The organism is Phycisphaerales bacterium, from assembly GCA_029268515.1.
Classification (GTDB): Bacteria; Planctomycetota; Phycisphaerae; order Phycisphaerales; family SM1A02; genus JAQWNP01.
Genome location: JAQWNP010000017.1, coordinates 33,559 through 48,890, shown reverse-complemented (window position 1 = coordinate 48,890; position 15,332 = coordinate 33,559). Strand labels below are relative to the sequence as shown.

At 51.2% G+C, this 15,332-nt stretch carries 13 protein-coding genes; 6 read left to right on the top strand and 7 right to left on the bottom strand.

The genetic code is table 11. The features are described 5' to 3' along the window. Window positions 1-2: 2 nt before the first annotated feature. Complete coding sequence (locus P8J86_11945) at window positions 3-350, top strand: hypothetical protein (GenBank protein ID MDG2055406.1); 348 nt, start codon at window positions 3-5, stop codon at window positions 348-350. Continuing rightward, complete coding sequence (locus tag P8J86_11940; GenBank protein ID MDG2055405.1) at window positions 340-2,118, top strand: penicillin-binding protein 2; 1,779 nt, start codon at window positions 340-342, stop codon at window positions 2,116-2,118. The genes P8J86_11945 and P8J86_11940 overlap by 11 nt, the downstream gene beginning before the upstream one ends. Here the strand turns inward: P8J86_11940 and P8J86_11935 are convergent. From P8J86_11935 to P8J86_11925, 3 genes are all read right to left on the bottom strand, one after another. Then, window positions 2,085-3,521, bottom strand: a complete 1,437-nt coding sequence (locus P8J86_11935) for a sigma-54 dependent transcriptional regulator (GenBank protein ID MDG2055404.1) — start codon at window positions 3,519-3,521, stop codon at window positions 2,085-2,087. The genes P8J86_11940 and P8J86_11935 overlap by 34 nt on opposite strands. 9 nt (window positions 3,522-3,530) lie before the next feature. After that, on the bottom strand, window positions 3,531-4,226 hold the full coding sequence (locus P8J86_11930) for a hypothetical protein (GenBank protein ID MDG2055403.1): 696 nt from the start codon (window positions 4,224-4,226) through the stop codon (window positions 3,531-3,533). Window positions 4,227-4,690: 464 nt separating this feature from the next. Next, window positions 4,691-5,659, bottom strand: coding sequence for a UbiA family prenyltransferase (locus P8J86_11925; GenBank protein ID MDG2055402.1), 969 nt, complete (start codon window positions 5,657-5,659; stop codon window positions 4,691-4,693). Window positions 5,660-5,775: 116 nt separating this feature from the next. On the opposite strand from P8J86_11925, the gene ribH reads away from it, so the two are divergent. The 4 genes from ribH (at window position 5,776) to lptD (ending at window position 10,921) form a co-directional block, all read left to right on the top strand. Further along, entirely contained in the window at window positions 5,776-6,264 is a 489-nt protein-coding gene (gene ribH, locus P8J86_11920; GenBank protein ID MDG2055401.1) for a 6,7-dimethyl-8-ribityllumazine synthase, read from the top strand. Continuing rightward, on the top strand, window positions 6,261-6,725 hold the full coding sequence (gene nusB / locus P8J86_11915) for a transcription antitermination factor NusB (protein ID MDG2055400.1): 465 nt from the start codon (window positions 6,261-6,263) through the stop codon (window positions 6,723-6,725). The genes ribH and nusB overlap by 4 nt, the downstream gene beginning before the upstream one ends. A gap of 5 nt (window positions 6,726-6,730) precedes the next feature. Next, window positions 6,731-7,663: a signal recognition particle-docking protein FtsY gene (gene ftsY / locus P8J86_11910; GenBank protein MDG2055399.1), complete on the top strand. Its 933-nt coding sequence runs from the start codon at window positions 6,731-6,733 to the stop codon at window positions 7,661-7,663. Between the two features lie 114 nt (window positions 7,664-7,777). Continuing rightward, window positions 7,778-10,921, top strand: a complete 3,144-nt coding sequence (lptD, locus tag P8J86_11905) for an LPS assembly protein LptD (GenBank protein MDG2055398.1) — start codon at window positions 7,778-7,780, stop codon at window positions 10,919-10,921. A gap of 41 nt (window positions 10,922-10,962) precedes the next feature. Here the strand turns inward: lptD and P8J86_11900 are convergent, their stop codons facing one another. The 4 genes from P8J86_11900 to rny are packed head-to-tail and all read right to left on the bottom strand — an operon-like array spanning window position 10,963 to window position 14,924. Then, window positions 10,963-11,877 (bottom strand): MTAP family purine nucleoside phosphorylase, encoded by a 915-nt coding sequence (locus P8J86_11900; protein ID MDG2055397.1) that lies wholly within the window; start codon window positions 11,875-11,877, stop codon window positions 10,963-10,965. After that, window positions 11,874-12,707 (bottom strand): 16S rRNA (adenine(1518)-N(6)/adenine(1519)-N(6))-dimethyltransferase RsmA, encoded by an 834-nt coding sequence (rsmA, locus tag P8J86_11895; GenBank protein MDG2055396.1) that lies wholly within the window; start codon window positions 12,705-12,707, stop codon window positions 11,874-11,876. Before rsmA ends, P8J86_11900 begins: the two co-directional genes overlap by 4 nt. Window positions 12,708-12,714: 7 nt before the next feature. Beyond that, window positions 12,715-13,290: an elongation factor P gene (efp, locus tag P8J86_11890; protein MDG2055395.1), complete on the bottom strand. Its 576-nt coding sequence runs from the start codon at window positions 13,288-13,290 to the stop codon at window positions 12,715-12,717. A gap of 53 nt (window positions 13,291-13,343) precedes the next feature. Then, a complete protein-coding gene (gene rny / locus P8J86_11885; GenBank protein MDG2055394.1) occupies window positions 13,344-14,924 on the bottom strand; it encodes a ribonuclease Y in 1,581 nt (526 codons plus the stop codon). Between the last annotated feature and the right edge of the window lie 408 nt (window positions 14,925-15,332).

The following is a 15,332-nucleotide window of genomic DNA, read 5'->3' as shown; positions in this document are numbered from 1 at the left end:
TTGTGTTTGCTAAACTACTGACCTTAATCATCATTGCAGGATTAACTGCCCTTGCATTGTTGCTCACACGGCAAGCGCAGATTGATACCGTCCATGACATCACACAGCTGCATCATCGCATTCAGCAGCAACGCCATGCAGCCTGGTCCCTTCGAAATGAAATCGCCAATGCCTGTCGACCGAGTGTCATTGAGAAACTCCGAGCACTGACACCAAATCAGTGGGTTGATTTGACAACCCCTCAAAGGTATTCAGACCAAGGTCAGCAAAATCTGGAACACCAGCTTCCTAAACCCCTGGCAATCCCAGAAGCACTATCGCTGAATGAAGAGTTGAGCCATGGTGGATGACGCCCTAAAGCGGTCCGCCGTTCGAACCAGTACCTTTTTTCGTTTGGCGCCACTGCTCTTAATTCTGGTGCTCGTCACTGTATTTGCTCGGGTTGTACAACTCAAAATTGCACCCAACGCCAAACTGGCATCAGTCGTTGGCTCACCAATGTCCTCCCGAACTGAGATGGCTCGTCGTGGTGATTTGATTGACCGCCATGGCCGAATCATCTCAACTTCCACGGTCGGCTACCGTCTGTTCATTGACCCTCAATTGCTTACTGATCCAAATACAATTGCCGTCGATCTCGGCCTGTTGCTTGAAATTGATCCCATTGGCATTGACCGCCGCATTCAACCGTCTCTACACAAACGCTATGTCGTCATCTCTCCTCTCTTAGATGACTGGCAAGTTGATGCCATCCGAGCCGAAAATATGCCCGGTGTTGGCTTAGAAATGAGACAGGTCCGCCAACAGCCCAACGGTCCACTTGGTGCCTCCTTAGTCGGATTAGTGGGAACCGAACACACTGGGCTCAGTGGCGCTGAATACAAATTTCAAAAGCAGCTTGCAGGCGCGAACGGCAAGCTTACATATCTACGTGATGCCAGACGTCGAGCCTTATGGATAGAACCCAATGGGTATAGCCCAAGCAGCGATGGCGAAGACATCCAGATCACTATTGATCTGGTCCTACAGCAGTTTGCCCAAAATAGACTCGAAGAGGAAGTACGTAATCGCGCTGCTGCTGGTGGCCGAATTGTTCTTGCTGACTGCACCACAGGAGATATTCTGGCCTCCTATGCCGTCCTAAACCCTCCCGAACATCGCAAAGACATCCAACGTGAAAAGGCCGTTCATCCAGCATTGATGCGCAACCGCTGCGTCACCGATCCCTATGAGCCTGGGTCGACTTTCAAACCATTTGTTTGGGCTACCGCCACATCACTTGGACGCGCCGATCCAAAGGAGATGCTCAAAACACCCACCAGTACTGGTTATCGAACAGACACTGGCCGACTTATTCGTGACGCACATTACTACGGTCCAGCAAACTGGACGAAGGTACTCATCAAGTCAATGAATAGCGGCATGGCAATTGTTGCTCAACGCATGACTTTTAAAGAAATGCAGGGAACAGTTGCACGATTTGGATTTGGACGCGTTACACGCTGTGGCTTCTCAGGCGAATCTGCTGGCCTGATCACCAAGCAGAAAAATTGGAATCAATACACGCAAGTATCTGTTGCAATGGGCCATGAAATTGCCGTCACGCCTGTGCAAATGGTGCGTGCCTTTATGGCTATTGCTCGTGACGGCACCATGCCTCAATTACGCTTGACGCCGTCAAAAGAAAGTGAAGCGGGAATGCTTGATCGTGCGATTCCGGCCTGGGCGGCATTGGAAACACGCCAAGTGCTCGAACGTGTCATGACCGAGGGCACTGGTCGCCGAGCAGTTTCAGAAAGCTATCGACTCTTCGGAAAGTCTGGCACCGCACAACTACCTAAACCAAAAGGTGGCGGCTACTTTGAAGATCGCTATGTATCTAGCTTCATTGCAGGCGCGCCCGCATCAAACCCACGGCTCGTTGCCATCTGTGTCATCGATGATCCACAGCGCAGTAAGGGATACTATGGCGGCACTGTCGCTGGACCGGTTGTCAGGGATGTGCTCGATCATGCACTGTCTTACTTGGGCGTCCTACCCGATCAGCCTCATGCAGCAGAACAAGATAAATCAAACGTGACTGCTCACGCAGTACGGGCGAGCTTGTCTAATCCGTAATAGCGAATTTTCTTATACAGCGTCGTACGATTGATCTGCAATTGATCTGCCGTCTGCTGTCGATTCCAGTCATTGGTTTCAAGCGCCTGCCGAATGATCTGACGCTCAGGTCCCTCTAAGGCGATGCGAAGTGGCTTCACCTCCTGATCAGCTGCTTGCTCACCCTCAAGACCCTGCGGTAGAACCATTGCAGAAAGCAAGCCGTTCTGCTCTTTGATTGCCGGGGGCAAACTACGGGCACTGATGCGCCGATCTTCACTTAACACGATGGCTCGCTCAACAATATTGGCAAGCTCTCGAACGTTGCCGGGATAATTATATTTAAGCAGGAGTTCCATTGCATCATCAGTAAACCCGAGCACCTGTCGCTTAAGCATCGTTGCCTTTTCTTGAACAAAGTGCTCGACTAATGGGACAACATCTGCCAAACGATCGCGAAGTGGCGGAAGCTCAACACTCACCACATTGATGCGGTAGTACAAATCTTGTCGAAACGTACCTTCTGCAACAAGTTGTTCGAGTGGCTGATTACTTGCCAAGACAATCCGAACATCAACAGAAACAGACTCACTGGTTCCGACGGGCTCAAACTGCCGTTCTTGCAAGACACGCAGAAGTTTGAGCTGCATGCCAGGTGAGGCCGAGTTGATTTCATCAAGAAAAATCGTACCGCCATCAGCGGCACAAAAACGCCCGACTTTATCTGCATGGGCGCCTGTAAAGGCACCTTTCACATGACCAAAGAGCTCAGATTCCAGGAGTGTCTCTGGAATTGACCCACAAGAAACCTCTACAAATGGCGCGTCCTTACGATCCGAATTCGTATGAATACATCGTGCTAAGAGTGACTTACCTGTGCCAGATTCACCCGTCATTAAAACGGTCGTCGGACTATCTGCGACGGCAACAATTGTGCTGTAGACATCCTGCATACGCGGATCGCCGCTGATCACTGAATCAAGACCAGAGGACCCACTACTGAGACCTGCTGTTCCTGAACGACTGTTCGATTGCACACACTGAAGTGCCTGGCGACGCAAGGCTCGCTCAATCGTGCACTCAAGGTTCCGCTTTTGAACTGGCTTGGTCAGATAGTCGATCGCCCCCGCGTGCATGATGGCAACAGCTTCTTCGATCGTTCCGAAGCTTGTAACAGCAACAACAACAACATCTGAGTGATCTTCAGCAATACGATGGATCAGCGCCTGACCAGAGAGTCCCGGCATAGCCAGATCTGTGATGACTACCTGAAATGGGCTTTTGGCTGTTGCAGCCTCATGTAATATGACGAGAGCAGCCTCACCTGAGGTTCGTGCCTCTACCTCATAGCCCAGATCGCGTACTTGTTGGGCCAAAGCCTCAACAACGACCACATCTTGATCAACAACAAGAATCCGTCCCATGATGTTCCCTTAAGCTGCCAGCTGCTGATTAGGCTGGCGCATCGGTATCTGCATATGAACGACAGAGCCACCATCTGCAGGAATGGGTATGACTTCGAAGACCCCACCGATTGCTCGCACTAACTCTGTTTGAGCTGAATGCCACTGAACGCCCCAGTTACTTCCCATTTCAGCACTTCGTGGCCCCGTATCAGCAACTAGAAACTCAACCATTCCCCGACCACAAAGAGCCTCAGCAAATGTAACACTTAATTCCACACGCCTGAGTTCAGTTGGCGCATGAGCCGTGAGCTCAACAGCTCGTCGAAGTGAAGGCCCAAGAAATTCCTTGATGGAATTGACCTCCATTGCGTAGGCACGATGATCTATCTGAATATCGAGTTGAATATCGAGTTGCTCGGCTGATTCCCGAAGACTGGATACGAGTTCATCGATCTCCTGCCGGGTGCCTCTATTCTCTGTCATGGCTGGCTCGGATTCAGCAGCATCATTCGATTCACTCAACGCACTACTGTAGGTCAGTGCAATACGCTCAATTGCCGCTTGGGCCGTCGCAAGATGACTGAGAACTGTGTCTCCAATGGCAACTGCCTCAATAGGCTCGTCACAATGACTATCAATCAGTTCATGAGCATCTGTAATCGCTGAGTGTGAAGACAAGAGTAAGTCCCAGACATGATCTGGTAACTCTTGCTTCTGACTCATTGGTTCGGACCTTTTCGGCCAGGTGCCTGAAGCACCCTCAAAAGGCATTGATTGAGTGTTGAAATCCATCGGACGTTGTTGTTGAGCATCATTTTTATTCATAGCACCCCCGGAATCGTCATGACCGAGGGGCCACTTAAGTGACAATGTGGCTTTGAGGCAACATTCTTCTCCAAGAGACGCTTTTATGCTGCATAAACGCCACAAGTGCCAAAAATCGCACTTCATACGCTCATTTTTTTTATGGGGGCAATTAGACCTGCTCAGCCGGTCCAAAAGATAAACCGGCCCTGCAACGTCGCTTCTCCTCCGTAGCGAGGTCGTCAGGGCCGATCTACTCAAAGCTACCTCGTACGAAGCCAGAGACAAGAAATATTAAGTAGCAATACGTTTTTTGGAGTCTTTCCTAATCATTAATCGCCTTTTTGACGGCCAAATGGACCCCGCTATGGAGCGGCTCGGGGCTAACTTCTGAATTCGACTGGCCTGCCAGTGAGCCCAGCTGCCTCGCGAATCATGGTCATCCCACAAAATCCCACCAGTGCAAAAATGCCCATACCCAGTGCCTCTGGAACCATCCCCAAGGCCAGAAGCCAAGCTGCTGCATAAAGACTTTGCCACATAGCTCCATAGCGTCGAAGCTTCTCTGCTCCAGCACGTGGACTGACTGATTTCAGTTTCCACTGCACAACGATCAGAAAACCGGCCACCGCTACAAGCGGGTATACAACAGCCCAAGGGCTAATACCAACAGGCCAGAGTGAGCCTTGACTCATGATCCCTGCCCCAATAATGACCACTGACCAGAAGATCCAGGCAATCAAAGTCATCACGATCGTCTGGGTTGTAATTCTCGGTCTCTTCTCTTCTAAGAGATGCACGGCCATCGAAATCGCCATGATATGTGTCATGATCAGCCAAAGAGGCAGCGTAAAGGAGAGTTCGTGGTTCGGAATGAGCATATGTACGACGTATAAAAGCCCAATCGTTGTAAAGCCCACTGCGGGTATAAATTTGCCCGCTGTGTTGTAGAACAGAAGGCCTGCAGCCATAAGCAGCGTCAATACAACAGCCCAGACACCAAGAATTGATGCACCAAGAAATGCCATCAGCAAGGCACCAATCGTGATCACCACTGCCTGCCCAATTCGAATTCGTCCCGCTGGAATCGGCCGATCGGGACTGAACGCTGAATCATGCTGAAGATCCAGAAGATCATTGAGCGCTGCCCCATGAGCGAAGAGGCCGAGTGCCAATACGGCACCCGCTAGAAGCGAAAGGCCAATTGGCAGATTGTGCACGTGAATGTGTGTATAACGAGGCTCAGCACGCGTGAGCAGAATAATGAACCAAATATCGCTGACTGCACCAAAAGCGATGGTCAGACGCGTCAACTGGATCGCTGTCAAAATGCGCATTAGGAAACGACTCATGGCTTATATCTTACGCTGGAGCGATACATCTTCGTTGGACTATAAATTCACCGCTCATATTGCCCCCACTGGGCACCCAAACTAGGATGCATCAGCAAAAATAGGCAGCCCCTCCAATGTACGATAAAGATCTTGCCACAATTGACGCCACTGGTACCCGCATTGAGCTTGCGGTAAGCAGCTATCACAGTGAGATCACAGATTCACTCTGTGCTGGCGCGGTGCGCTGCTTTATGGAGTCAGGTGGGGAAGGCACACAGGTCATACGCCACTTGGCACCGGGGGCCTGGGAACTGATTGGTCTGTGTGCTGCATTGGCAGATCCACAACGTCCCCATCGTCCAGACGCCATCGTAGCCATCGGTTGTATCATCACTGGCGAAACAACTCACGATCAGCATATTGCAAACGGTGTTGTACAAGGGCTCAGTAGCATCATGGTTAATACAGGCATACCCATCGCACTTGGTGTGTTAACCTGTCAGACCATCGAGCAAGCCCAAGAACGTTCAGGCGGTTCCGTAGGCAATAAAGGACATGATTCAATGGCCGCCGCAATCCAACTGGCTCAGTCGATTCGAGCTCTAAGAGAACCTGTCACTTGACCGACTCACCTCAAAACATGCGCCGTGCTGCTCTGCAGTGTTTGTATCAATTCGACTCTAGTACTGATATTGGAGACGAGGTCGTTCGTGAATCGCTTCGTGAATCGCCAGGATCTGAGGCTGATCATGATGAAGCCTTGCGACTCGCTCGGGAAGCATGGGCCATTCACACCCAGGCCGATGAAATGGCCACTGAGTTTGCAGAAGATTGGCCCACCAGAAGGCAACCTGTTGTTGATCGCTCTATTCTTCGCTTGGCGTATTGCGAAATGGCTCTTGGAAGAACACCGCCAAAAGTCGCCATTAATGAAGCTGTTGAACTAGCTAAGGAATTCAGCACAGAACATTCGCCAATGTTTATTAATGGCATCCTGGACAAGATGTACCGATTTCTACGTGAAAATGGTGGTCTGCAAGACAATCAAACTGAATTGCCTGAAACAGTGATACCGACAGAATAATACTCATGGGACTCTTCCGCGCAACACTCTCGGCAGTGACCGGCGCTCTCCGCAAGACGCAGGAGACGTTGACTTCACCGCTACGATCAATTCTCGCTGGCCGCACCCTTGATGATGCCCTGATTAACGAGATTGAAGTACTTCTTCTCAAGGCAGATGTTGGTGTCCAAATGACTCAGGTCATCATCACATCTCTCAGAGAAGATGTACGGCAAGGAAAGCTGAAACGTGGTGAAGATGTTTTCGAATTTCTTCGCACACTGCTCGCAGATCGCTGGCGTGAATCCGAGCACCAAATAGTAACCTCCGGAGATGGACCCACCGCCATTCTTGTCGCAGGCGTCAACGGTGTCGGTAAGACAACGAGTGTGGCTAAAATTGCTCACTCTCTTCGAGAAGATGGAAAGAGTGTGATGCTAGCGGCTGCCGATACTTTCCGAGCTGGAGCCATTGAACAGCTAGCGGTTTGGTCAGATCGTCTCGGGGTTGATCTGATCCGTGGTGAGCCAGGTAGTGATCCCGCGAGTGTTGCTTTTGACGCTGCAACAGCAGCGAAGGCACGCAATAGCGACGTACTCTTGATTGATACCGCTGGCAGGTTGCACAGCGAAGAGTCGCTCATGCGGCAATTAACCAAAATCCGTGATGTGGTTGCCAAACAGATTCCTGGTGCCCCCCATGAGGTCCTTTTGGTGCTTGACGCCACCCAGGGGCAAAACGCCCTTGTTCAAGCTCGGCACTTCCAGGAAGCCATCGATGTCAGTGGCTTATTTTTAAGCAAACTTGATGGCACGGCTCGTGGGGGCATTGTGCTGGCTGTTCAGGATGAATTAGGTATTCCCGTGAAGCTCATCGGCACTGGTGAGCGACCGGAGGACGTTGAGCCCTTTCATCCGAATGACTTTCTCGAGGCAATGTTCAATGAAGGAAGAGGTTAGCCCGAGCGTCTAGCCCCAGTGTCTCCAGAGGCGACTCCAGCCCTTCTTCGAAATGTACCACAGCTCGGCTACGAAAGAACAACACTTTCCGTCGTAGTGGTTATGATTGCCTTTGTGAGCTCACCCCACTCACTAACACTCGGGATTGACCATCCTTGGCGACGCGCCAGCAAGCTGGCATTGGTTCTATCGGCACTACTTCTATTGTTCACTGCCGGACGAATCAATGCACAAGATTCGGCCGCAGATGAATTACCCATTCCCCCACCGATTACCAAACCTATTGACATTGAAGTTGCACCCGCACCAAGCCCAGGGGACGACGCTGCCGCAACCGCCACGTCATTAGGTAGTGGCCAGCTCATTCAAAAGCCCTCTGGCGAAATTGAGATTTCTGGCGATCGACTGAGCGGCATCGTTTTACCGATCGAGCCAATCATTGAAGAAGCTTCATTCTCAGCTCTTCGGGTCTGGAACTGGACCGTCAATGAAACTCAAAGGCTCGTGCTCGATGGCAACGTCAAAATAAACATTGGCCAATATGCCTTTCAATCGAACCGAGCAGTTGTTTGGCTTAATCGCATGGATAGTGACAAGGGGCTGATAAGCCAGATTGCCATTTACTTCCCGCAAGTTGAAAATCGCACCTCAACAGCAGGCCTCGGTGTGGCGGGGAATCATGTGTTGGTTACGGCAAGTACAACCGGCAAAATACAGATTCATACGGCGCTCATGACACCCGGCAAACCAGACATGCCACAACTCTTAGAGATGGCCCATGAACGCATGGCCGAACATCTTTGGCAGGTCGTGTCTAAACCACAGCAACTAAGCCAAGTGCCTCAGGTCAAAAGGAAGTATAAAGCGCCCGAGTTCATACCCACTCCAGGCGGTTCGCCACCAAAGGCACCGAAGATCGAACCAAGCACCATGGAATCGCTGCCCAATCGAGGGAACTCAACGCCGTGGCTCCAGGCACCAAATGGAAGAATTCGATTTATAGCTGGTCGCGCCGAGTTTGAACCGGGCTCAGATCAGAACACGATTAGCATCATGGGCACGGTCATGATTGAGTATCACGCCGGCAGCACCAAAGACTTTGACAAATTCTCTACGCTCACACTCACGGCACAACGCGGTGTGGTTTTCCTGCAACCCGGATCAGTCAAGGACATCATGTCCGAAGAGATGTCGAATGAGGACATTCTTGGCATCTACCTTGAAGGCAATGTCGTCGCAGATGTTGATAATGGGGAATATGTCATTCGAGCTCCAAAAGTCTACTACGACTTTGAGAATGGCCAGGCAGTCATGCTCAATGCCGTTTTGCGCACATACAATCGCGATGGCCGTTTCCCGCTCTATGCACGTGCAGGCGAACTCCGACAAGCTGCTGATCAGCAATGGCATGCCCGCCAAGCCACGATTTCGACCAGTGAGTTTTTTACGCCTCACTTTGCCATTGGTTCTGAGCAGGTCAGGATTGATCGCGTGCCCTCAGCAGATGCAGCTGATGAAGAGCAGATCTTCTTTCATAGCCAGCACAATACTTTCCGTGCAGGTGGCGTCCCAGTTGGCTATTGGCCGGTCTTTCACGGGTCCCACCGTCGGTTCCCGCTCAAGAGTATTCGTGCCGGATATAACAAGTATAAGGGCGCCATCATTGGAACCCGTTGGGATTTCTGGTCGTTGATGGGTATGGATCCGCCCGAAGGCATCGATACAACCCTCAAACTTGATGCATATACGACGCGCGGTGTTGGTGGCGGAGTTGATGCCGGCTATTACTTTGGAGACACCTCCGGGGAACTGGATCTCTATCTTCAGTCTGACCAGGGCGAAGAACGAACCGCTGCCGGGCGAACCCTGGCGGTTGAAGAAAACCTGCGCGGCCTCGCTCTATGGAAAAACACTTCAATTCTTAGCGATTACTGGCTTGTACAAGCTCAATTTTCCTACATCAGTGATGAAACATACGTCTCATCTTGGCGTTCGGAAGACTATTACGATCGGCGCGAGTATGAGACTAGTTTCTATGCCAAATTCCAAGATCAAAACACTGCGTTTACGGCATTAGCAGACTATTCAATCAACAACTTCATTTCGAACGCATGGCTTCTCGCAAGCCGCCAATACCAAGTCGACAAGTTCCCGGAATTAACCTACCGCAGGTATGGGGACAATCTCTTTGATATCCTGACCTACTCAAGTGAGTATCGAGCCAGCCGTATGCGCATGGTCTTTCAACCAGGAACACCGGAAGAAGCCGGCGTCCGCAACAAAGGCTTTGTGGCTACCAAAAATGAGGACTTTTCTGACGAACTACGTAATCAGGGCCTCATCGAGAGCTGGGTCACACAGCTAAACACCCGACAAGAGTTATCAGCGCCACTCACACTTGGCTGGCTCAAAGCAACACCTTTTGTCTCTGTTGAAGCATCCTATTTCTTAGATGAGTACTCGACCAAGGCGGATGAAGAGCAGAATCTGCTGCTGTCGGGTTCAATCGGCGTACGACTCAATACCGAAATTCAGCGCGTTTACAACACTGTCAAAAACGAACTACTCGACCTCAACCGCATGCGCCACATCCTGGAGCCTTACCTGATGCTCTGGTATGCAAGCAATGATTTCAATGATGCTGAACGCCCTCAATACGATGCTTCCGTCGATCAAATCGCGGATGGTGCAGCGGCTCAAATCGGCATCCGAAATACATTTCAAACACAACGGGGTGGTCCCGGCCGCTGGCGTTCAGTCGATTTCCTCACGCTCGATACCTATGCCGTCGTGACCGGAGACGATCCCGATCAGCGGTATCCAACGCCGCAGTTTTTCTCATGGCGACCACAGTATTCATCACTTGGTGACCATCTCCGTGGAAAAGGTGTTTGGATGGTCACTGACACAATGTCTTTCTCTGGCGATGTCATTTGGGATTTGGACAACAATGAACTGGCCCGAACGTCGGTTGGGGTGTCCTTTGATCACTCTCCAAAGATGAGGACTTATGTGGAATACCGAATGACCTCGTTCAATGAATCTGAACTTTTAGATATCGGCTGGGAGTACGACCTCAGCAAGCGCTACAAAGTGAAGGTCTTTCCGCAATGGGATTTCCGCCGCAATGATCTTCGTCGGTTTAATATGCAGGTCACGCGCCGCTTCCCTGACTTCGAACTGGTGATTCGGATCGCATACGACCAGATCGATGGCGAAACGACCGCCTCAGCATCGCTCGATCTGGCTGATTTTTAGGCACAATAGACCTGTTTGTTCGCCGTTTCTAACGAAATGGCTTACCCATCCAAACGGTTACCCCACAACGGGGCTAGCGCTTGGCGCGTCTCTACATCAATGGCATCAGGCGATGTCCAGATCGCATTGGCCAGCGCTGAACCAGCCTGACTGGGCGTATCACGCAACACGGTGACATCACGCAGCGCCGCGCGAATTAATCTCAAACACGCATCAGACGCATGGGTGAGATGCGCCAACACCTCAGTCAGCACCGTCGCTGTATCTTGTCCAGGATCATGTTCGCGCCAGGCGTCGTAGTCAGTCGGCATACCAACCAAGGCATACGCCATTTCTGCCTCACGCACTAAGCGAGCTTCTGGCAAAGCCGTCATGCCAATGAGATCACCACCCCAGGAACGATGCATACGCGACTCTGCTCGCGTCGAAAAAGCAGGCCCTTCCATACACACGTAAGTGCCTTGAGGATGCAGCTTGAGATCGTCACAGCTTTCAGCTGCTTTCATCAGCCATTGCCGCATCACACCACAACAGGGATCAGCAAACTCGACATGAACCGCAGCCCCGTCAAAGAAGGTGCGCTGCTGATCACGGGCTGTGGTGCGATCAATCAACTGATCGCAAAGCACCAGATCGCGCGGCTTGATTGACTCTTGCAATGATCCAGTGGCGCCGCTGGCAAGCACGTGCGTGCAGCCCAGAAGCTTGAGGGCAAATATGTTTGCCCGGTATGGCACATGGGTCGGATTAAATTGATGCTGGGCACCGTGGCGCCGAAGGAGGGCCACCGGCGTTCCTTCAATAGAACCGAGTTGGATCGCGTCGCTTGGCAAACCAAAAGGTGTCTCAGGACGTTCAGTGCGACGTCCTTCGGCATCCAGCTGATTTGCAAGGGCATCGCCGACGCCAGTTCCGCCGACAATAGCAATCCTTAATTGTGAATCCATATCGCTCATTGTACTTCTCTTTGCATCCTCGCTTTTTTCTCGAATTCAAACAGTGTTACCAATTCCGATATTGCCAAAGACTCTGGACGTCTCGTCCAATCAAAATCAAGCGACGACACTTTCCAAGTAGGTTGAATAGCGCCCAACTGTTTACGCCGCTTGGTAAAGAGCTGGGTCACAAAGCGACCAAATCCATGCGCGTCTGAGATCAACGTCTGCGGCCGCCTCTGCAAGGAAACAAGTGCACTTTTAATCTTTGGCTCTGGCCAGAAGCTGCTGGCAGGAATCACCGCCAACCGCTTAATGTCAGCAAATGCCTGCAACATGACAGTGAGTGGCCCCCACTGTTTGGTCCCAGGGCTTGCTGTCATCCGTTGGGCCACCTCAAGCTGAACGGTCACAAAAATAGCTCGGCAATTCACACAGGTCTGAAGAAGCAAAACCATCAGTGGGCTCGCCACCTGGTATGGAAGATTGGCAACCGTCACAAAGGGCTGATCACCAAGGGCCGTTAAAAGCGCTGGCGCAAGTGAATCAGAACCTGCTAAACAGTCGCCTTCAACAATCGTTATCTCTTCTCCAAAGCGATCACGAATGAGCGCTGCAAGACCAGCATCGAGTTCACTGGCGACGACTCGAGCCCCAGCTGCGATTAATGCTTCGGTCAGCGTGCCTGTACCGGGGCCGACTTCCAACACAAGTTCACCAGGTTCCAGTGCTGCTGCAGACACCAGCTTGGCCACCTGATTCTTATCATGCATGAAATTCTGACCCAAGCGACGACGTGGCCGAAGGCCATGCTCAGCTAACAACTGGCGAATCTCAGTCAGTGTTTGCATGAGAACATCATGCCTTGCCTAGGTATTCCCCGGTTTCGGTATTGATCTTGACGACCTGACCAATCTCAATAAAGGGTGGCACGCGCACATTGGCACCGGTTTCGACCACGGCTGTTTTGAGTTGATTTGTGGCTGTAGCACCCTTTGGCTGTGGCGCCGTCTCGGTCACCGCTAATTCCACGACCAGTGGCATTTCAACACCCAACGGGCGTTCTTCGTGCATCATAATCTTGACCGTGATGTTCTCTTTGAGCCATTGGCTCTGATCAGAACCAAGCACATCACCATCTACTTCAAACTGTTCATAATTGTCATTGTCCATAAAGACAAAAGGGCCATTACCCTGACCACTACTGTCATAGAGATATTGCATTTCACGACGGTCAATATTGACGTCATCAAGCTTATCAGATGAATTGAGACGGTTTACCTTGATGGTACCTGTCTCCAAGTTTTTCATCTTCGCTTGTACATACGCTGGCCCCTTACCAGGCTTCACGTGATCGGTATCGAGCACGATGTTCAACTGACCATTAAAAATCAGGGCTTGCCCACGCCTGACGTCTGTAGCCTTTATTGGCATGACGATTCTCTCCAAAAACATTTTTGGTGAGAAGGCTCACCACTTTGTCGGAATTATCTCGCAGTTGCTTCGGCGCGAACTTCACGTAGCACCGTCACCTTAATCTCTCCGGGGAAAGTCATCTCTTCTTCAACACGCTTGGCAATCTTACTTGCAATATCAAATGCCAGTGCATCATCAGCTTTCTTTGCATCCACGATGACCCGCACTTCACGCCCTGCTTGAATAGCATGTGCTTCTGTCACGGTCTCATGTTCTCTCGCCAAAGATTCGAGTTGCTCAAGACGTTTGACATACATCTCCATCGATTCCCGCCTCGCTCCTGGACGTGCTCCAGAGATCGCATCAGCGGCCATGACAATCGGTGTATAGGGTGTGGTTGCGGGGATATCCCCATGGTGGCCGGCAACCGCATTAAGTACTGCTTCGGTCTTCTCGCCGTGGCGACGACAGAACTCAGCTCCAATGACAGGATGTGTTCCCTCCATCTCATGGTCCATCGCCTTACCGATGTCGTGAAGCAGCCCACAGCGGCGGCCGATGTCGCCATCAAGCCCCAATTGATCAGCAATGATCTGGCTCAGGAATGCAACTTCAATAGAGTGCCGAAGCACGTTCTGCCCATAACTTGTGCGAAAGTGCATTTTGCCCAGTGCTTCAACAATCTTGGGATGAAGACCTCGAATGCTCGTTTCCATCACTGCATCACTACCGTAGGTCTTAATGCGCTCTTGCATGTCGGCACGGACTGAGGCAACAACTTCTTCAATTCGAGAGGGATGCACTCGACCGTCTTCGACGAGCTTGGCTAACGCCTCGCCCGCAATCGCCCGACGCACGGGATCGAAACATGAAACTGAAATAACGCCGGGCGTATCATCAACCAAGATGTCCGCTCCAGTAGCACGTTCCAATGCTCGAATATTTCGCCCCTCACGGCCAATGACTCGGCCCTTGAGATCATCTGATGCAATCCGGACCGATCGAACTGTTGAATCAGCCACATGCTCTGCGGCATAACGCTGGATAGCCATCAAGGTGATCTCACGACTCTTGCCGCGCGCGTCTGTTTCTGCTTCATCTAAAATACGCTGCGATAGCTCGCGAGCATCATGCTCAGCATACTGTCGAACTTCTTCAAGCAGCTGCTCGCGAGCAGCCTCTTCCGTAAGCGATCCAACCTCTGCCAACCGAGCACGAATTTGATCTCGTTCTTTTTGAAGAGACACAATGGCCTCCTCATGTGCGGTTTCCTTACTCAACAGAGATTCATGCCGCTGATCAAGCTTATTCTCTTTTGACGACAGGCGATCCAGTTTTGAATCCAGTTTGTCTTGGCGGCTTGCCAGACGTTTTTCTGCTTTCTTGAAATCAGCTTTCGCTGCGGCCTGTTCTTTATCAAAGGTCTCTCGCTGTTGCCGCACAAAACGTTCCGCGTCCAACTCCGACTTGCCGCGAATACTTTCTGCCTCGCGCTCCGCAGTTTCTAATCGACGCTCCGCTTCCTTGCGGGCTCTGCTAATGGTGCCGCCTGTGAGCTGAGCGATAAGCAGCCAAGAAAAAATGGCGCCGCCTACAGCCGCAGCAATGATCCACAAGACCAGTCCAGTCCCCTCAACGCCCAATAATAGCACTGGCAACCCCAATCTAATCTGGGAAGAGACCGCTCAATCCATACCCAAGCGTGCCATCACGTCAAAAGAGCATGGCACTCATTACCGTAAGTCCGCTTATACGAATTGATCGAAATGACGACAGCTGAAATCGCCCCGTGTACATAAAGTTGCCTTCTTCACCCTACCGTGAACCAGCTGAGATGCCGTTTCTACCAATAGATGACGAAAAGCCTTCAATAGACGTTATGTGCTGATTCGGGGCTAAAACTCCGGAGTAGATACTAAAAAAAATAAAAACTACTGTCGCGAACTAATTCAATCTATTCGTGCTATCCGAATTACCCTCTCCAACAGTGATCAACACTGGAGGCAGCAATTGTAGATAGCCTCTAAACGAACGCACTGCGATCCTGGACCGAGCGGGCC